General features: G+C 40.2%; 18 protein-coding genes. 1 reads left to right on the top strand and 17 read right to left on the bottom strand.

All coding sequences use genetic code 11. The features are described from left to right. Positions 1–74 precede the first annotated feature (74 nt). The 5 genes from galE to rfbB all read right to left on the bottom strand — a co-directional run bounded on the left by galE (position 75) and on the right by rfbB (position 4615). Positions 75–1112 carry a UDP-glucose 4-epimerase GalE gene (galE, locus tag ACFQZJ_RS12770; protein WP_379935044.1) on the bottom strand — a complete coding sequence of 346 codons (1038 nt, stop codon included), beginning with the start codon at positions 1110–1112 and terminating at the stop codon, positions 75–77. Between the two features lie 144 nt (positions 1113–1256). Beyond that, positions 1257–2120: a dTDP-4-dehydrorhamnose reductase gene (rfbD, locus tag ACFQZJ_RS12765; RefSeq protein ID WP_379935043.1), complete on the bottom strand. Its 864-nt coding sequence runs from the start codon at positions 2118–2120 to the stop codon at positions 1257–1259. Between the two features lie 11 nt (positions 2121–2131). Further along, positions 2132–2686: a dTDP-4-dehydrorhamnose 3,5-epimerase gene (gene rfbC / locus ACFQZJ_RS12760; RefSeq protein ID WP_379935041.1), complete on the bottom strand. Its 555-nt coding sequence runs from the start codon at positions 2684–2686 to the stop codon at positions 2132–2134. A gap of 3 nt (positions 2687–2689) precedes the next feature. Next, the gene (gene rfbA, locus ACFQZJ_RS12755) at positions 2690–3547 is read right to left on the bottom strand and encodes a glucose-1-phosphate thymidylyltransferase RfbA (protein ID WP_379935040.1); all 858 of its coding nucleotides are present in this window, start codon (positions 3545–3547) and stop codon (positions 2690–2692) included. 18 nt (positions 3548–3565) lie between these two features. Next, positions 3566–4615 carry a dTDP-glucose 4,6-dehydratase gene (rfbB, locus tag ACFQZJ_RS12750; RefSeq protein WP_379935039.1) on the bottom strand — a complete coding sequence of 350 codons (1050 nt, stop codon included), beginning with the start codon at positions 4613–4615 and terminating at the stop codon, positions 3566–3568. A gap of 230 nt (positions 4616–4845) precedes the next feature. Here rfbB and ACFQZJ_RS12745 point away from each other — a divergent pair, with 230 nt between their 5' ends. Next, positions 4846–5973 carry a hybrid sensor histidine kinase/response regulator gene (locus tag ACFQZJ_RS12745; protein ID WP_379935038.1) on the top strand — a complete coding sequence of 376 codons (1128 nt, stop codon included), beginning with the start codon at positions 4846–4848 and terminating at the stop codon, positions 5971–5973. Here ACFQZJ_RS12745 and ACFQZJ_RS12740 read toward each other — a convergent pair. The 12 genes from ACFQZJ_RS12740 to ACFQZJ_RS12685 form a co-directional block, all read right to left on the bottom strand. Then, entirely contained in the window at positions 5970–7178 is a 1209-nt protein-coding gene (locus tag ACFQZJ_RS12740; protein ID WP_379935037.1) for a glycosyltransferase family 2 protein, read from the bottom strand. The genes ACFQZJ_RS12745 and ACFQZJ_RS12740 overlap by 4 nt on opposite strands. 14 nt (positions 7179–7192) lie before the next feature. Then, positions 7193–7831, bottom strand: a complete 639-nt coding sequence (locus ACFQZJ_RS12735; RefSeq protein WP_379935036.1) for an acyltransferase — start codon at positions 7829–7831, stop codon at positions 7193–7195. Positions 7832–7841: 10 nt separating this feature from the next. Next, positions 7842–9047: a glycosyltransferase gene (locus tag ACFQZJ_RS12730; RefSeq protein WP_379935035.1), complete on the bottom strand. Its 1206-nt coding sequence runs from the start codon at positions 9045–9047 to the stop codon at positions 7842–7844. Continuing rightward, positions 9044–10207: a glycosyltransferase family 4 protein gene (locus tag ACFQZJ_RS12725; protein ID WP_379935034.1), complete on the bottom strand. Its 1164-nt coding sequence runs from the start codon at positions 10205–10207 to the stop codon at positions 9044–9046. The genes ACFQZJ_RS12730 and ACFQZJ_RS12725 overlap by 4 nt, the downstream gene beginning before the upstream one ends. An 11-nt stretch (positions 10208–10218) precedes the next feature. Then, on the bottom strand, positions 10219–11433 hold the full coding sequence (locus tag ACFQZJ_RS12720) for a glycosyltransferase (RefSeq protein WP_379935033.1): 1215 nt from the start codon (positions 11431–11433) through the stop codon (positions 10219–10221). Positions 11434–11460: 27 nt separating this feature from the next. After that, a complete protein-coding gene (locus ACFQZJ_RS12715; RefSeq protein WP_379935032.1) occupies positions 11461–12429 on the bottom strand; it encodes a UDP-glucuronic acid decarboxylase family protein in 969 nt (322 codons plus the stop codon). Positions 12430–12461: 32 nt separating this feature from the next. Beyond that, positions 12462–13823 (bottom strand): UDP-glucose dehydrogenase family protein, encoded by a 1362-nt coding sequence (locus tag ACFQZJ_RS12710; RefSeq protein WP_379935031.1) that lies wholly within the window; start codon positions 13821–13823, stop codon positions 12462–12464. Positions 13824–14212: 389 nt separating this feature from the next. Continuing rightward, positions 14213–15265: a beta-propeller fold lactonase family protein gene (locus ACFQZJ_RS12705; protein ID WP_379935030.1), complete on the bottom strand. Its 1053-nt coding sequence runs from the start codon at positions 15263–15265 to the stop codon at positions 14213–14215. 11 nt (positions 15266–15276) lie between these two features. Further along, complete coding sequence (locus ACFQZJ_RS12700; RefSeq protein WP_379935028.1) at positions 15277–16320, bottom strand: YncE family protein; 1044 nt, start codon at positions 16318–16320, stop codon at positions 15277–15279. Continuing rightward, positions 16317–18002, bottom strand: a complete 1686-nt coding sequence (locus tag ACFQZJ_RS12695) for a GMC oxidoreductase (RefSeq protein ID WP_379935026.1) — start codon at positions 18000–18002, stop codon at positions 16317–16319. The genes ACFQZJ_RS12700 and ACFQZJ_RS12695 overlap by 4 nt, the downstream gene beginning before the upstream one ends. Before the next feature lie 6 nt (positions 18003–18008). Then, positions 18009–18581 (bottom strand): gluconate 2-dehydrogenase subunit 3 family protein, encoded by a 573-nt coding sequence (locus tag ACFQZJ_RS12690; protein WP_379935025.1) that lies wholly within the window; start codon positions 18579–18581, stop codon positions 18009–18011. 16 nt (positions 18582–18597) lie between these two features. Continuing rightward, the gene (locus ACFQZJ_RS12685) at positions 18598–19512 is read right to left on the bottom strand and encodes a glycosyltransferase family 2 protein (protein WP_379935023.1); all 915 of its coding nucleotides are present in this window, start codon (positions 19510–19512) and stop codon (positions 18598–18600) included. Positions 19513–19592: the final 80 nt, after the last annotated feature.

Below are 19592 nucleotides of genomic sequence, written 5' to 3'. Positions count from 1 at the left end.
CTTAAAGCAACTGGTAAGAGATATAAATAAAGGGAATTTTGCCAACAATAACGTAGTTTAATACACTTCTTGTATTAACTTAAAACCGGTTGTTTATAGTTCCGTATTTTACATTCCCAATCCCAGGCCGTTTTCATGGCATCGTCCAAGGAAGTTTCCGCTTTCCAACCTAATATATTATTCGCCTTAGCCGTGTCTGCATAGGCCATGGTTATATCTCCGGGACGCCTGTCCACAATTTTATAATTCAGTTTGTTTCCAGAAACGCGCTCATAGCTTTGTATAACCTCCAATACGGAGCTTCCTGTTCCCGTACCTAAATTAAATACTTCAAAATTTGCTATATTTTTCTTTTCCAACAACCTTTGAAGCGCTATTACATGTGCCTTTGCCAAATCCTGTACATGTATATAATCTCTAATACACGTACCATCCGGGGTATCATAATCGCCACCAAATACACTCAATTGCTCTCTCAGGCCTACGCCTGTTTGTGTGATAAATGGTACCAAATTTTGGGGCACACCTAACGGTAGTTCCCCTATTTCTGTAGACGGATGGGCGCCCATAGGATTAAAGTAACGCAGTGCGATTGCATTTAAATCGGTATGTACGTGACATACATCTTTAATAATTTCTTCTCCAACCTGTTTTGTATTTCCATACGGGGATTCCGCTGGAACAACTGGCGCATCCTCCGTAATGGGCACAACATCCGCTTGACCATAAACCGTACAAGACGAACTGAAAATAAAATTAGAATTGCCTGCATTAGACAAGTGTTGTAATAAATAAACAAGGCTATGAAGGTTGTTTTCGTAGTAGTCCAAAGGCTTTGTAACGCTTTCTCCTACCGCTTTATAGGCTGCAAAATGAATGACACCCTTAATATCTGTATGTTTTTGAAAAAAGGAAGTAACATCGGCTTTATTTCTCAAATCCAGATTTTTAAAAGTGGCCTTTTTACTTGTTATTCTTTGAATACCATCCAACACATCTTCAGACGAGTTACATAAATTATCAATAATCACAACATCAAAACCTTGGTTCTGTAATTCTACAACGGTATGGGAACCTATAAATCCTAGTCCACCTGTAACAACTATTTTCATACTTTTTATTTTTTATAATGAATGGTAAGCATAGCTGAAATACCAGCCATTTTGGTTAATAAATTTAATTTTTAGTGCATATCCGCCCCCGCTACCTAGCTTTTTATTGGTTATACTAAGTAGTATTTGTTTAGACGATTCTAGTTATTTTGAGTTGTAGTTCTTGAGTGCTTCCTTTAGGCTATCGCGCCAATGAGGTATCTCTATGTTAAAACTAGTTTTCACTTTGGCCTTGTCCATAACACTATAGCTTGGCCTTTTTGCCGGTAAGGGGTATTCCTTAGTCCTGATCGGTTTTAATTTGACATTTATCTCCGCTTCTTCAAATATGGCTTTGGCGAAATCATACCAACTGGCCACACCTTCGTTACTGTAATGATAAATGCCGTACTTGGCAGTATCATTTTGTACGAGGTAAATTATAAATTTAGCCAAATCTACGGCATAGGTGGGCGTTCCAATTTGATCAAAAACAACGGAAAGTTCTGCTCTTTCGCTACCCAATCTAAGCATGGATTTCATAAAGTTAGCTCCAAACTCGGAATAGAGCCAGGAGGTTCTTATGATATAATGCTTGTCCAGTTGTTTTTGTATGTCCTGTTCTCCCCTAAGTTTCGATTTTCCGTAGCTGCCCAAAGGCTCAGTACCATCTGTTTCTAGATAAGGCTGACTTTGTTTTCCTGAGAAAACAAAATCGGTAGAAATGTGTATTAAGGTAACATTCGCCTTCTTACAGGCAATCGCTAAATTCTCCGCACCAAGTCCGTTTATCGCATAGGCCTGAGGCGAATTTTCTTCCGCTTTGTCTACGTTTGTATACGCGGCACAATTGATACAATAATCAAATGAATTTGTAGTGATCATAGCCATTACCGAATCTATGTCGGTAATATTCAACTCGGCAGAAGTGCAATAGGTAAACCCTACTGCTCCTTCACAGGAATTGGATATCGATTTTATGGCAGAACCCAGTTGACCTCTTGCACCCGTAACTAATACTTTAATCATCTACTAAGGTCTTATGATACTTTTGTTTCGATATGCTTAAAGTAAGGCAGCACTTTGTCTTTTTCGGATATGATCAACTCGCTTTCTTTCATTTGCCAATTAATGGCAAACGCAGGATCGTCGTAACGCAATCCTGCCTCCGATTCTTTGTTATAAAAATTATCGCACTTATAGAAAAAAGTAGCCGACTCGCTTAAGGTCAAAAAACCATGGGCACAACCCCTAGGAATGAACAACTGTTTATTATTTTCTAACGAAAGCACCGTCGTAAACACGTTTTTGTACGTGGGCGAATCCTTTCTTAAATCTACCGCTACATCCAAAACCTCCCCTTCCAATACACGCACAAGCTTAGCCTGCGCATATTCGCCCTGTTGGTAATGTAGCCCTCTTAGAACACCCCTGGACGACTTGGACTGATTGTCCTGCACAAAATTGATGGCAGTTCCTACTACTTTTTCAAACTGCTCTTGATTAAAGCTTTCAAAAAAGTAGCCTCTCTTGTCCTTAAAAACCGTTGGGGCCAGCACATAGCAGCCTTCTATATTCGTAGTCTCTACTTTCATAACTTAACGTAACTCCAATAACCTGGCACTATAGCCACTTTTAACAAAGGGTTCAGTTAATTTTTTAAACTGATTTTTAGTAATATACCCCATTTTATAAGCAGCCGATTCTATGGCACCTATTTTTAATCCTTGCCGTTCCTCTATCACTTGCACAAACTGTGACGCCTGCATAAGCGAGTTGAACGTTCCCGTATCCAACCATGCCGTACCAGGGTCTAAGATACTAACCTTTAGCTTACCACGGTTAAGGTAGGTTTTATTTACATCTGTAATTTCTATTTCACCTCTGGCACTGGGCTTGGTATTCTTTGCAATTTCAACTACATCATTATCATAAAAGTAAATACCGGGAACCGCATAGTTGCTTTTTGGCTTTGCTGGTTTTTCTTCGATGGAAACCACATTGTGATCTTCGTCAAAATCTACGACACCATAACGTTCCGGATCGGTTACATGGTAGGCATAAATAATGGCACCGTCGGGATCATTGTTCGCCTGCAATAGTTTCTCCAATCCTGTTCCATAAAAAATGTTATCCCCTAGGATAAGGGCCACTTTTTCATTTCCTATAAATTCCTCGCCTATAATAAAAGCCTCCGCCAAACCATTGGGTTCCTCCTGTACGGCATATTTAAAAACACATCCGTATTTTCTACCATCACCCAATAATTTCTCGAACATAGGTAAATCGTGTGGCGTAGAAATGATAAGTATTTCCCAAATTCCGGCCTCCATCAAGGTAGAGAGCGGATAATAAATCATGGGTTTATCATAAATAGGCATTAACTGCTTACTTACGGCTAAAGTACAAGGGTGCAGTCGTGTGCCCGATCCTCCTGCTAGTATTATTCCTTTCATGGTCTTAGGTTAATGTGATTATCTATTGATTGTGCTAGCTGTTCCTTTTTGTAGATTCTTGAACTTTTCCAAATACCACGTAATGGTCTTTAGAATACCTGTTTCAAAATTTTCATCGGCCTTCCAGCCCAGTTCATTTTCTAACTTCCTAGCGTCTATGGCATATCTGAAGTCATGCCCTGCCCTATCCTTTACATAAGTAATCTGTTCCTTATAGCTCCCGTTCCTTTTTTTAGGGGAAAGGTCGTCCAAAAGCTCACATATCTTGGTTGCTATATAGAGATTGTTGCGTTCGTTTCTACCTCCAATATTGTACGTTTCACCAGAAACTCCCTTTTCATAGGCCAGTGCAATTCCGGTACAGTGGTCCAAAACATACAACCAATCCCTAATATTGGAACCGTCTCCATAAATGGGAATATTCTCCCCGGTCAAGGCCTTTCTGATAATGGTAGGTATCAATTTTTCATTATGCTGTTTTGGTCCGTAATTATTGGAACAATTGGTAGTTACAACATCCATTCCAAAGGTGTGAAAATAACTTCTTACAATAAAATCCGAAGAGGCCTTGGAGGCACTGTACGGACTGTTGGGTGCATACGGCGTTGTTTCCGAAAACAGACCCGTTTCTCCCAAGCTACCGTATACCTCATCTGTAGAAACGTGATGAAACCGACAATTACTATAGTCCGTATTATAGACTCCCGGTGCTGCCATCCAGTGTTTTTTAGCAGTATCCAATAGGTTAAAGGTTCCTAAAATATTTGTCTGTATAAACGCATCCGGATTGGTGATGGAGTTATCTACATGGGACTCCGCTGCAAAGTGGATTACCCCTTTAAAATCGTATTTTTCAAATAACGATTCAATGAGACCGCGATCGCATATATCTCCTTTTTCAAAAGTATAGCGTGGATGATCAGCTACTTCCTTTAAATTCTCTTCATCCCCGGCATAACTGAGAATATCCAAATTAACCAAGTGTACCTTTGGATTGTGTTCCAAATAAAAGGGAATAAAATTAGAACCTATAAAACCAGCTCCTCCCGTAACCAAAATACTGTCCATATTACTCAATATAAAATTATCCAATTCTTACTTTGTAAATATAATCCTACATTTTATAAAATTTAAAACATTGTTGTGAAACGACCTATTCATGTGGTAGGTGGCACATAAGTATCGATTAATGATAAGTAAAATATAGAAATCACTACAAATGCCATTCATTTAAAATATGACGACGCTTACCCATATTGAAATAATTTCCTACTTTCACTCATAAATAAATACTCTTAATGAACAAGGTGCCTACTAAAAAACCTTTGATTGCCTGTATTGATGATGAGGCAATGAACTTAGAACTCCTAAAATTTACGATCAAACAAATAGATTGCGATGTTTTGGCCATTCAACACAGTACTAAAGCGCTTGCGCTATTACAGCAAGATATTCCTGATGTAATTTTGTTGGATGTACGGATGCCGGATATGGACGGATTTGAACTATGCTCCGTGATAAAAACAAAAAAAAAATTAAAGGATATACCGATCATATTTATCACCGGAATGGGCAAAACCGAAAACAAGGTAAAGGGTTTTGAGCTTGGCGGTGTGGATTACGTGACCAAACCTTTTAACAAACATGAGTTACTGGCACGTATAAAAACACATCTAAGCCTTAGCGAGGCCAAAAAAAAAGTATTGAAACAAGCGGCAGACCTGAAAAAAGAGAATGTTTTAAAAGACCGATTGTTTTCCATCATCGGTCATGACCTTCGTTCCCCGTTGAGTGCCATAAAAATGCAACTGGATTTTATTTTAAGAGGGATTATAGACCCTAGGGATGCCAATTTTATACCCAAAACCGTGCATAGTCTAAATGCGACAACAGACGAGGCCTTTAACCTTTTGGACAATCTTCTAGGATGGGCGAAATCCGAAAGCGGTTCGCTAAGTATCATAAAAGAAAAGGTAAACCTATTGAACCTCGTTGAGCAATGTGCCCGACTTCAAAAACTAGCGTTGGAAACCAAAAATATAGCACTACGGATTACTATTGCGCAGGATGCCGAAGTGTATGCCGATATGAATATGATCAAAACCGTGCTACGAAACTTGTTATCAAACGCCATAAAATTTACCCCTGTTGATGGCACCATTTCTATTGCAGCCCAATTAGAAAATGAGTTTTGGAATATATCCGTTACCGATAGCGGTGTTGGTATTTCCAAAGAAGACCTTCCCAAGGTTTTGAACACCAAACAACATTTCTCCAAAGAAGGAACCGAACAAGAGGCCGGTACCGGACTTGGGTTAATTCTTTGTCAAGATTTTATAGTAAAAAACGGTGGTACACTTTGGGTAGAAAGTAGCCTAGGTAAGGGCAGTAGCTTTACCTTCTCTGTTCCTGTAGCAGAAAATTAGGCCACAACCTGTTCGCTGGCTCCCCGTTGGGCTCGTTCCCAATTTACCGATTGGTTTCCTTTTAAATACCTGCCAAATCCCAGGAATACGGATAAATTCATGATAAAAAAGTAATACGGAATAAAGAGTATTTTTAATCGGATCTGTCGGTTTTCCAAAAACCATCCCAATAATGCCGCAGCATAAAACGCTACTTGGCACCAAAACAAAACATTAAAAACCGTTACCGAAAAAAACCCTTCTTCTAGCGCTAAAAAGAAGTTGATAGGAAGTAATAGCAGTAATAATAGCGGGGTCAAGGTCCATCGCAATACACGATGTGATATATATTGAAAGGACAAGGTTCCGTATTTGAAAACATTCAGCAAGGAACGTAAACGTACGACAGATTGTATGCCCCCGGCAGATATTCTAATTTTCCGCTTTAATTCTTCCTTTACATTGGCAGATGCATTTTCAATAGCATAGGCCTCTGGATTGTATTGTATCGTTTTGCCTTTCATAGCTACCCGTAAGGAAATCATGAAATCATCTAAAAGGGTATCTTTTTCTACTTCTTGCCAAAGTTCGGTACGGATGGCAAACAATTCTCCCGCCGCACCAACAACGGAATACAGTTCTGCATCCCACTTTTTAAGTTGCGATTCGTACTTCCAGTACATTCCTTCCCCTGCTCCTGCAGCTGCATCGGCATCTTTGGAATAGATTCTTTTTTCACCGGATACACAACCTACTTTTGGATCCCTGAACAAGCGAACAATTTCTTTAATGGAATCTTTGCCCAAATTGGTATTCCCATCGGAAAAAATGACAATAGGCGTTGTTACATGTTTCATGCCCCTGTTCATTGCCGCAATTTTTCCATTACGGGCAGGTTCGTGCAAGATGCGAACATCTTCATGTTTCCTAAGTAGTTCTGGTGTACCATCATCGGAACCATCTGTAACCCAGAGTTGTGTGACTTTATCCTGTGGATAATTTAAACCTTGGGAGTTGGTTACTTTCGCATCCAAGTAGTCTTTCTCGTTATACGCCGCAACAAATAGGGTTACCTCCGGTTCATAATCTTCATTTCCTGCAAAGGGTTTTCCCAGACCTAAAGCCCGCCTAACTTTAATGATGGCAAACAATAAGATTCCGTATCCCAAATAGGAGTAGAAAATGATAAACAAGGCTATCCAGAAAATGACTTTTATTGACTCCATAACTAACTATTTTTTTACGCCGTAAAGACTTCTTTTTTGGTTACGGATTCCCAAACACCAGTATGATGGTTGAATTGTTTTATAACTCTAGCCGGATTACCCACGGCAACCGAATATGGTGGGATATCCTTGGTAACGACGCTCCCCGCTCCTACTTGGCAATTTCTACCAATAATGACTCCTGCCAAAACAACGGAATTAGCCCCAATATGGGCCTCTTCCTCAATTACGGTCGGTCGTATGTCCAACGCCTGTTCACTTGAGTTCTTAGATCCGTCTGAGAAACCATGGTTAAATCCGGAAACAAATACATGTTGTCCCAAACCGGAACCATTGCCCATGGTTACCGGACCTATGACCACACTGCCGATACCAACACGGACCCTATCGCCCAACAACACATCGCCAGAGCCGTTATTTACCGTACAAAAAGATTCTATAGTGGTTAAATTCCCTACTTCAAATCGTTTCCAGGGAAACACGTCTATTCTACTATTTCTTCGTATCGTAGCGCCTTTTCCTTTTTTGTGTTTTAACGGATTCAAAAACCAACGCACCCATAGCCTTGGCCTAGGGTTTCGCTTTGGCGCAATGGCATTAAGTGCCAGTTGCTTGAGCCGCGGATTGGATTTTATTTTCGCTATAAGTCCCATATATTTCTTCTTAGGCACTTGCCTTTTGCACTTTTAAAATACAGTTATAAATCTCCTTTACATTATTTTCCCAGCTGTGGGACAGGCCGTATGCTTTGCGTTGTTCCTGTAATTTAGGAGTATCCTCCTTTAAGGCTCTTTCTATCAGTTCAACATAATCTTCCGGGGTTTTTCCCAAGTAGGTATAGTCCTTAAAGTACTCCATGGCTTTTGTAGCGGACGCCACAGTAGGCTTTCCTAAAGCTAAGTATTCATCTATCTTCCTTGGGTAGTTCCCAATAGTAGCATCGTTTATCAACTGCGGATTAACAGCAACGTCAAAACCTTTTATATAGTTGGGTAATTCCGAGGCATCCCTACTACCAAGGAAAAAAACATTGTCCATTTGATGAAGGCTAGAAGTAGCAAAGGCATCATCCTCCGGGCCAACAAGTACAATACTCCAATCTTTTCGTGTACTTGCAACATGCTCCAAAATGGCAATACTCAATCTACGACTGGATAAAAATCCAACGTAACCGATAATAGGCCCTTTGATAACCGCTAAATCTTCGGGTACTAAAATTTCCCGTACTTGATCGTTGAATAAACTTGTATCACAACCTTGCCCCACCATATAGGAATTAGGGGTAAACTCCTTTCCATACTCCGTATACAGCGTAGAATTGTTTACGACACAATCTGCTGCTTTTATTAATTTTGGTTCCAAACGGACGCCATTTTTTCGCCAATACGGATTTTTTGTCAAAAAGTCGCGCATATAATAGGTATAGAAATCCGGCTTTAGAAACTCTTTTATATGTTGTCCCAAGAACATGGAACTATCGTTAAAGATGATATAATCCTTAAAATTTAGTTTGTTTATGACCTTTTTAATATCTCCGCAAAACCGTTTCCCATTTCGTTTATTAAGAACATCGAACAGTTTCGGCTGACTAATAAAATTGATGGATTCCGTCATCGTAGACGGGTACAGGTTCCATAAGTTTTCTGAAATAGGCACCAGTCCTTCCTCAAATCCCTTTTTAATTCTAAGCCGTTTTTGAATAGCTTTGGATTTTCTATCCCGAATACTAGATATTCTATCCAAGGGAGGATTTACATAAAGCACTCGGTTATGTTTTGAAAATTCGGCCGCAATATTTTTACAGTTGCTACCAATTTCAATGTCCCAGGCCTGTATGCCAATCACAATAATATCCCTGTTTTGTATCATGCCGATGGTTTTTTTAGTTCTAGATACACTTCCTGATACAAGTCCAAAACATTCTGGGACATTGCGCCCCAAGAAAACTCCTTAGCCCTTAAAATTCCACGTTCCGCTAGCATATTAGCCAAAGCATAATCATCTACCAAGGTTTGTATGGCGGCCGTAATCTGGGTTGGGTCATGTGGATCTACAATTAATGCAGCATCCTTACCTGCAACTTCTGGCATGGAAGACGTATTGGACGTAATTACGGGAACACCACAGGCCATACCCTCTAAAATGGGTATTCCAAAACTTTCCCTTAAAGATGGATACAAGAAAATAGTACATTGACTAATGATGGCCGGTAGTTCGGTATTTGCGACATAGCCCAATAAATGAATATTCTTTCTAAGCTCCGGTCTGTTTATGGACAGTAGTAATTTTTGAAGTTCATCTTCATCGTAGTCCAACATCACCAATTGGTACGCCTCTTTAGAAGTGACATTGAACGCGCCAAAGGCCTCCAGTACGCCTTTGGTATTTTTTTTAGGGTCGGTATTACCCAGGAAAAAGAAAAATCTATCGGGCAAGCGATATTTCTCTTTGATGGAAGATAATACACCAACGTCCGTTGCCTGTTTAAAATGGGCTCCTACCCCATTATAAACAGCACTTAAACGGTTATCGGTAAAACCAAAATACGTATTGATACGGTCTTTTTCATAATTAGAGACCGTGATTACCTTTTTACTTTTTTTAATAACAGATGGCACAAACCATCGTCTGTACATGTTTCCAAGTTTTTGATACCAGGTACCTTCTTTTTTCAAAATACTGATGCTCTCCAAATAAATTATATCGTGCAAGGTGGTAATCAACGGCACTTTAGAAAATATGGGGCCTGTATTGCTTGTACAATGGAGCACGTCGCAACCTTCTTTAAAGGCCGCCCTTGGCAAAGCTATTTGTTCCCATCCGGGGTAGCCAAAAGGTGAAGTCAACTCTATGATCTTAAAATTATCCGCAGGCGGAATACAAGTATTGTCCTCGTCCGGTTTTACAAAAACGACGTACTCGTTTATGGTATCTATTTGCTGAAGGTTTTTAATCAGCTCCAGTGCCACCATATCCATGCCGTGTTTCTTTTTTCTATATAGCCGTTGCCCTTCTATTCCTATCTTCATGTCTTTAGGATTTAACTATTGATGGTACCGTGTTGTGTATGTATGAATTTTTTGTTTGCTCCTTTCAGCTTAAAAAGCGAAAGAAACATTAGGGCGAAAGCCTTGGGTAAAGTTAATAGTGCGTTCAAGGTTTTACCGTTGTAGAACACCCGCGGAACAGCACATAAAAAAGCGACTACTACAGCACCAAAAGTAACTTGCCATGCAAATGGAGGTACTGAAAATAGCATACTAATTTCAGGGAAAAATACCTGAAACAAAACCGTAGTAACGGCAAATACGGTTACCAATCCTGCCAATAAGACCCTTGGCGGTGCAATCATCTGATACACCTTATCAAAAAAGTCGATATTACCTTTTAGAACAAGTGCTTTGATACCCGACCAAAAGAACCGTTGAAAGTAAACGAACTGCGCAGAAAGCCACCTTTTGCGCTGGTTGGCAAAAACATCGGCCTTTTGGACTTTTTCATCCAACACAAGTGCATCGTGGAGATATTCAATCGTTTCCCCGTCCCGTAATAAGGTTAATTCCAATTCCTTATCAAATCCTCCAATGGCTTTGATGTTGGCCATGGTAGACTTAAAAAATTGATAATCGAAGGCCATTCCAGAGCCAATTAGTGCCGAAGAAAACCCTAAGACACGATGTCCTTTCCTAAAAATATGATTATTTACTTCTTCACTTATCGCATCTAAAATAGCGAAAGGCGTATTGGTGTTTTTAGCCATGCGATGCCCCTGTACCACTTTATAGCCTTTATCAAAAGCACTATTCATTTTATGCACAAAATCAGGTTCCATTATATTATCTGCGTCCAATATTAAAGCAACATCATAGCTATCGCCAATTTGGGCCATAGCTGCGTTCAATGCCTTGGATTTCGTACTTGTTTCAAATGAAACTTCAATCAAAATTATAGGTAACGCTCGCAATGCGTTTAAGGTTTCCTTTTCAAAAGAATCGGCGATAACGACCACATCAAACTTGGCCCTATCATAAGTTTGTTCCAACGCTCTTTTTGCTACTTCTACAATCACTGCATCCTCTTTATATCCGGGTATAAGCACTGCAAACTTCCTTTCTGCTTTTGTAACAGATATGGTTTTCGATTTTGCTTTAAACAATCCCGCTATCGAAAACAGCAGGATATAAAAGACCCCAAATGCCAAATAAGCAAACAGTAGGATTTCTAGAATACTAAGGATGAATTTTAGGAATTGCATAACAGGATTTTAGAGGATATTGGCAGACTAAACGTTCATCAACTTATGAATCGATGCTGTTTTCATTAGTTCGTCAAAATAGGCGATGGTATCTACCAGACCTTCCCTTAGTGGTATTTTAGGCTCCCAACCATTGAGTTTTTCCTTGGCCAAACGAATATCAGGCTGTCTTTGCGTTGGATCATCCGACGGTAAAGGCATGTGTATAATTTTAGAGGAACTCCCTGTTAGTTCAATCACATTTTGTGCTAGTTCCAACATGGTAAATTCTACCGGATTCCCAATATTTACCGGCCCGATAAAATCGTCTCCCGTAGCCATCATCCGTATCATACCGTCTACCAAATCATCTACATATTGGAAACTTCTTGTTTGGGTTCCGTCTCCGAAAATGGTAATATCCTGACCTTGTAATGCCTGATTGATAAAGTTGGAAACCACACGACCATCGTCCGGCTCCATTTTGGGACCGTAGGTATTAAAAATTCTAATAATTTTTACTTTTACATCGTTGGATTCATGGTAGTTGACGAACAAGGATTCCGCACAGCGTTTTCCTTCATCATAACAGGAACGAATTCCAATAGGGTTTACATGCCCCCAATAATGCTCTGGCTGCGGATGCATTTCCGGATCACCGTACACCTCACTCGTAGATGCCTGCAAGACTTTGGCACCGATTCTTTTTGCCAGGCCCAACATATTTATGGCACCCATTACGGAGGTTTTGATGGTCTTAATGGGATTGTGCTGATAATGCACCGGGGATGCGGGGCACGCCAGATTATAAATCTCATCGACCTCTATAAAATATGGAATAGTCACATCATGGCGAACGACCTCAAAATAAGGGTTGTCCATCAAGTGTACCACCTTGCTTTTTCTACCTGTAAAATAGTTGTCCAGACAAATCACTTCGTTGCCTTCATTCAACAAACGCTCACACAAATGCGACCCTACAAATCCTGCTCCACCGGTTACTAATATTCGTTTCATCTACTTATCTTTTTTAACTTCTTAGTGAATAGTTACGCTACTACCCTTTGTTTTTTTTCTGATTTCGGACCGTTTACGGTTTCCCTTCCTATACTGTAGTAGGTATATTCCAAATCTTTCATTTCCTCTGGATCATAAACGTTTCTACCATCGAAAATGAGCTTGTTGTTCATGAGTTTGTCCAAAATTCTAAAGTTTGGCATTCTAAATTCCGACCACTCCGTCACCAATAACATGGCATCAACCTCAATACAGGCATCGTACTCATCCTTGGCATATACCACGGTATCCTTTAAAGTATGTTTGGCCTCTTCCATAGCTACAGGGTCATAGACACGAACCTGCGCGCCCATAGCCAATAATTGCTCAATAATAACCAAGGACGGCGCCTCACGCATATCATCTGTTTTGGGTTTAAAAGCAAGTCCCCAAATACCAAATTGTTTTCCTTTAAGATTTTCCCCAAAATGTGCTTTTATCTTTTCTACCAGTTTTGATTTCTGACGGTAATTCACACTTTCTACCGCTTTAAGTACATCTAAGGAATGACCGTATTCATCTGCCGTACGCACTAAGGCCTGTACATCTTTTGGAAAACAACTACCACCGTATCCCGTACCTGGATAAATAAATTTATTGCCGATCCGTGCATCGGAACCAATTCCCTTGCGAACCAGGTCAACATTGGCCCCAACCAGTTCGCAAAGGTTGGCAATATCGTTCATGAAACTAATTTTTGTTGCCAACATGGAATTGGCGGCATATTTTGTCATTTCCGAAGAAAAAATATCCATAAACAATAACGGATGTCCGTTCATTAAAAATGGCTTGTACAATCGCTTTAAGGTTTTTTCCGCTCTTTCCGATTCTACACCAACAACGATACGGTCCGGTTTTAAGAAATCATCTATAGCACTACCCTCTTTTAAGAATTCTGGATTGGAGGCAACATCAAAAGGAATATCTACCTTACGTTTTGCAAGCTCCTCCTGTACGGCTGCTTTTACTTTAAAGGATGTTCCTACAGGAACTGTACTTTTTGTGATAATTACTTTATAGTCCTCCATGTGCCGGCCAATTTCACGGGCAACCCCTAGAACATACTTTAAATCGGCACTTCCGTCCTCATCTGGCGGTGTACCCACGGCAATAAAAACAGCATCGCTGTCCTTGATTCCTTTTGCCAAACTGGTGGTAAAGGTAATTCTACCTTTCTCCAGATTTCTTGCTAAAAGTGCGTCAAGTCCCGGCTCATATATAGGAACCTCGCCATTTAGCAACATATCCACTTTCTTTTTGTCGATATCTACACAGGTAACATCGATTCCTGTTTCTGCAAAACAAGTCCCGGAAACCAAACCAACGTAACCCGTTCCTACTACCGTAATTTTCATATTGATAAATTTTAATTTTTTAACTTCTTTTCTTACTATTTTGTAAATATATTCTTACTTTATTAGTAGGTTAAATTATTGTTGTGAAACCCTTCTTTTAAGTTGTGAAATACCGAAAGAGTTCTTTTTTTTTCTTTTAAGTTCTACAGAAAGGATACTTTATTCCTTAAAAACTCCAGTTACCGCACTAAAATGTCCTACTTAATAGCTTAACGGGCCAAATTACAATAGGCGTTACGCGCTATGTATTTCAACACGGTGGAAGGAGGTTTAGGTACGGCGAGCGGCACTTGAGTTACGGCAAGATATTTTGGATAAAAGTAACTTGATAGGAAAGCACTCTTAGACAGCAACTATTGGAAAGGGATTAAACAACAGAGATCAAGTGGCTAGGGAACAAAAGCCATGGCATCTGGAATACTTCCAGTGCCAATAGTACTTACTATTTCAAAACGCGCCATATCTATGACTTCGATCTTACTGGCGTTGGAGTTAGCAATAAAAGCATAGTTCCCATTTGGGTGCATAAGAATATTTACCGGCCGTGGGGTGTGGTACAACACCCGTTCGACCAAGGTGTGCTTACCGGGAATGTTTATATTTTTTATTTTCTCTTTGGCATAGCGGTCGTATACCGAAACACTCCCATCGTTCGCATTGGCGACCAATGCGTATTTTCCATCTATTGAAAACTTGATTTTTAAAGGTTCATTTGCGGTAGGCAAGGTGTCCAAAACGGTATTTGTGCGAGTATCTATGATTGTAATGGAATTTCCGTTTTTATTAGTAACCCATACTTCTGAACCATCTGGGGTAATATCAATACTTTCCGTTGTTAATCCGCAGGGAACAATTGTTACAACTTTTTCTGTTTGAAGGTCGATAACACTTACGGAGTTGGATTGCATATTGGTCACATATCCCAATGGTTCTTTAGGATGTAGTACCGCCAAATGACTTTTCTTTTGTTCCGTAGGTATGCGTTTTTCAATACTACCGGTTGCTATATTTAATATGGATACGTTATTGCTTACATAATCTACAAGGCCAATTTTATTTGGTTCGGCCACATAAACGAGTCCGTTTGCGTTCATACTACCCTTTACCTTTATGGTTTTCTCAAGGGTATTGGTTTTTGTATCGATGATTTTTATGGTGTTGCCCTTGCTACTGCGATCGCCATAATCAGTAAGGATCAAGTCATTATCATCGTCCATAGCAATAACCTCATGAGCCTGCATATCAATCGGTATTTCCGCTATTTCTTCCCCGGTATACAAATCAAAAACTTGTATGTCCCTGCTCAATTTATTCACAATATATAATTTACCGCTTGTTTGCAGGGTATATGATGGCATTCTAACCAGTAGCACCACCAGAACAAACAGGGCATATAGAGGAACAACCACTAGCAATACACGTTTTATTTGTTTTTTAAGCATTGGATAACTTCTTAGTTAATAAAGGCCAAGCCGTCCGGCATACTACCTGCTTTGATACTACTGACCAAAGTGAACGTACCCATATCAAGAACCTCGACCCTACCCGCAGCATAGTTGGAGACAAAAGCATATTTACCATTTGGGTGCATTAAAATTCCTACCGGGCGAGGCGTACGGTAGATGACTTTCTCAAATAGATTCTTCTTACCGGGAATCTGAACATTGGCAATTTGTTTTTTCGTTTCGGTGTCATAGATTGAAATCGTTCCATCACTAGCATTGGATACCAAAGACGTTTTCCCATCTATTGAAAACTGTAATCGCAAGGGTTGATTCCCAGTTTCTAACCGATTTGTGATTTCATAGGTTTCGGTATCTATTACGGAAATAGAATTATCATCTATATTCGTTACCCATAGTTCCGAACCGTCTGGCGTGATGTCTATTCCCTCGGCACGATCACTGCACGGAATTACCAGGACCACCTCATCTGTTTCCACATTTATAACACTAACGGAGCCTGAATTTATATTGCTTACGTATACCAATGGTTTTGTAGGGTGATGCACCAACAAATGACTAAAATCCTGCAGTGTACCTATCTGTTTTTCTACTTTATCAGTTACTATATCTACAACCGACAAATGGTTGCCAACATCCGTAACCACGCCCACGGTATTTTCCTGTGGCATGGTAATAATGCCATGCGGCCTTTCGCTTTCACCAAGTAATATTGTTTTTTCTTTCGTATGGGTATCCGCATTAATGACCGTAATACTTTTTGCTGCATCATCCGGAGATCCGTAATTGGTTACCACAATACGATTTGGATTGCTTACCAAAGTTGCCTCATGAGGTTCTATTGCCAACTGTAGCTCTTTGACCTCGGTCCCTTCGAACAAGTCAAAAATCGTAATACTTTTACTCCCTTTGTTTACCACATATAAGATACCTTCTGTCTGGATGCTGTACGTGGGTCGTTCAATAAAATAAACAAGACCAAGTGCCATCAGTAGCAGGCTAAAAAGTATGGTTACTAATTGTAATTTTTTCATATCCGGTTAGAATTGAATTGGTCAATAGCATAGCGGCACGCCCTAGCTGTAATGGCCATATAGGTTAAAGATGGATTTTGACAACCCGAAGAGGTCATGCAACTACCATCCGTAATGAATACGTTTTTAACATCGTGCATTTGATTGTATTTGTTCAGGACCGAGGTTTTAGGGTCGGTACCCATTCTAGCCGTTCCCATTTCGTGCACTGCCGAACCCGGAGGCGGACTGTTTCTGTAACTGCCCACATTCTCGAAACCAGCTTTTTTCAAAATTTCCTCGCTAGATTTTGTCATGTGTTCCATCATGGCCAAATCATTGGAACCATATTCAAAATGGACTTTTACCAGGGGCAAGCCCCATTGGTCGCGATTTTGGAAGTCCAAGGAAATCTTGTTCTCATAATTGGGCAATACCTCACCACGACCACCAAGGGAAATTTTCCATTTTCCAGGAGTTTCCAATTGTTGCTTTAGGGCAAGACCAAAACCTTGTGTTGCTTTTGATTTCCAATTTTCCCTACTACCTTTTCCTTGTATTCCGTAGCCTCTAATAAATTCGTGCTGTTCCGTAGTGTTGGTTAAATTTTGAAACCTGGGAATGTAAATGGTTCCCGGAGACCTACCTTCATAATACTTATCCAACAAACCATTGTAGGTGCCATAGGTTCCTTCATTTACCACATGGTCCATAAGATTATGGCCCACTTGTAAACTGGAATTCCCTAAACCATTAGGAAAGGACTCGGAAACCGAATTCAGCAAAATAGCCGCCGTTGCTATGGCAGATGCGTTTAGGAAAATGATTTTAGCATAAAAATTGATTTCTTCTTTGGAAATCGCATCTATAATCTTTACCCCAGCAGCTTTTTTAGTTTCCTTATCATAAATCACCTCTTTTACAACCGAGTTTTCCCTAAGCGTTAGATTTCCCGAATCATGGGCGTCCAAGAGTGTGGACGAATTACTGCTAAAGTAGCCTCCAAAAGGGCAGCCTCTGCTACATAGATTGCGATACATACAAGGCCCCCGTCCGTTTTTCTTTTCGGTAAGGTTGGCTACCCTACCGTTGATCAATATCCGATCTTGGTAGTTTTTGGCCATACTTTCCTTCAAATGCTTTTCTACTGCATTCATGGGTATGGGCGGTAAAAATTTACCATCTGGCAAATGCGGCAATGCCTCTAAACTACCGCTAACTCCTACATACTCTTCCACATAATCATACCAGGACTCTAAATCTGCATATCTTATAGGCCAGTCCACACCATGACCATCGGTTTTGTTCGCCTCAAAATCAAGTTCCGAAAACCGATAGCTCTGTCGCCCCCACGTCAAGGACCGACCACCAACTTGGTAGCCGCGTATCCATTGAAACGGTTTTTCTTGAATATACGGATGCTCACTATCCTTCACATAAAAATGCTTGTTGGTCGCATCACAATGACTGCTTTGAATAGGTCTTTCCGCCAGCTCTTTTTTAGATAGATGTGGACCATGTTCAAACTCCCAAGGGTTTTTCGCCGCCGTAGGATAATCCTTTATATGTTCTACATTACGCCCTCTTTCCAAGACCAAGGTTTTCAGGCCGCCTTCCGTAAGTTCTTTGGCCGCCCAACCACCACTAATACCGGAACCTACCACAATGGCATCGAACTTATGTATTTCTGTTTGCTTTTCCATAATAAGTTAACTTGTTGCCCAGGCTTTTTGGTTGGGCCGTAGCGTTGTAATTGCAGTATACCTGCCGGGAACAGGTTGGTAGGCCAATAATTGTGTTGCTCCTAACCGAGAGGTGCAATACCCTTCTACGGTCAAGGATTTAAGGATGGTAAAAAAAGAACGTCCCCGTATTTTTTTATCGATTTTAGATACTAGGCTATTCACATCGTAGTTGTTGTCCAAGTTTTGCAAAACACTTGTTTTTTCCGCTATTGTGCACTCTTGAAAACTAGCACCGTAATCGTTTAAACAAGTATTTTGCACATCCGCTAGGCCATTAAGGAAATTGTAATATTCCTTGTTGGAGGAACAGGATTCCATAAACCGAATAATATAGTCTTGTACCTCCGCGTCTTTTGCTCCAGGAGTTTCTGTTGCCGGTATGATGATATCTACCAGTTCTGCCAGTAAATTCTCGAACCTTTGCAATTGCCCCCTATCAATAGTTGACGGTGCATAAAAGAGTTTAAATCCGGTAACGGAGGCAAAGCCAAGTCCGGTGATTCCTAAAATTCCGCCAATAGCTTTTCTTCTGTTCATGATGTTTAGCTTGTGATTATGCCAATTGCTGATTTTTATTGATATCGAAATTCCTGATGTTCCAAACTACTCCCCTGTATAAAGCGGATAAGTGAGCCTTATCAAAAAGATATTTAATCGTATTTTTTGGAAGTGAGACCGAAAAGAAATAGAGCATAGCAAGAAAAAAAGTGAGCCCTTTGCTATTTCGTCTTAGAAAAAGCACCCTATTTCTATTCATGTAATAGGTTTTTAAGGGACTGTTCTTTCCTGTTGATATAGACTCCTTGTGCAGGATGGAGGAATTGGGTTGAAAATAAATTTTATAGCCTGCCCTTTTTACGCGTTCCGCAAAATCCAGTTCCTCATAATAGAGAAAATAACCCTCGTACAATAATCCAAGCTCTTCCAAAACACTTCTCCGTATCATCATACAAGCGCCATGGGGATAAAAAGTTTCCGTAACCTCGTTAAATTGTCCTTTATCCGTTTCCTTATAACCATAATGAAAGCCTCTTGAGGTAATGGGATTTATAGGAGACGCACCGGCATATTGTATGGTATTGTCTTCATAGAAATAGAGAATTTTAGAGCTCACAATACCTATGGTATCGTCCGACTCCATTAAATCTACTAGGCTATCTAGAAAGTCGGGCTGTACCTCGGTGTCATTATTCAGCAACAGAATATAATCTCCTTTAGCCTGTTTTAAGGCAATATTATTACCCCCTGCAAAACCTAAATTCTTCTCGCTAATAATGAGTTCCACTTCTGGATACCGTTCTTTAATTGAATAGGGCGAAGTAGATGGCGAGGCGTTGTCCACGATCAAGGTCTCAAAATTAGGATAGGTTACGTTCCGTAAGGTTTCCAGCATTTCGCAGGTAACCTCTGGCTGATCGTAGTTTACACTAACGATGGATACCATGGGGTGTTCAGCATTTGTTTTCATACTATTTTATTTATCGACCCTGACTTTTTCCTTTTCTAGGTATCCATAAGCTGGAATACTTCCCAAAAACTGTGCAAGGC

The sequence above is a fragment of the Maribacter chungangensis genome, from assembly GCF_042676845.1.
GTDB lineage: Bacteria > Bacteroidota > Bacteroidia > Flavobacteriales > Flavobacteriaceae > Maribacter > Maribacter chungangensis.
Note: the sequence above shows the minus strand (reverse complement) of the source record. Positions and strands in the feature narration are given on the sequence as shown.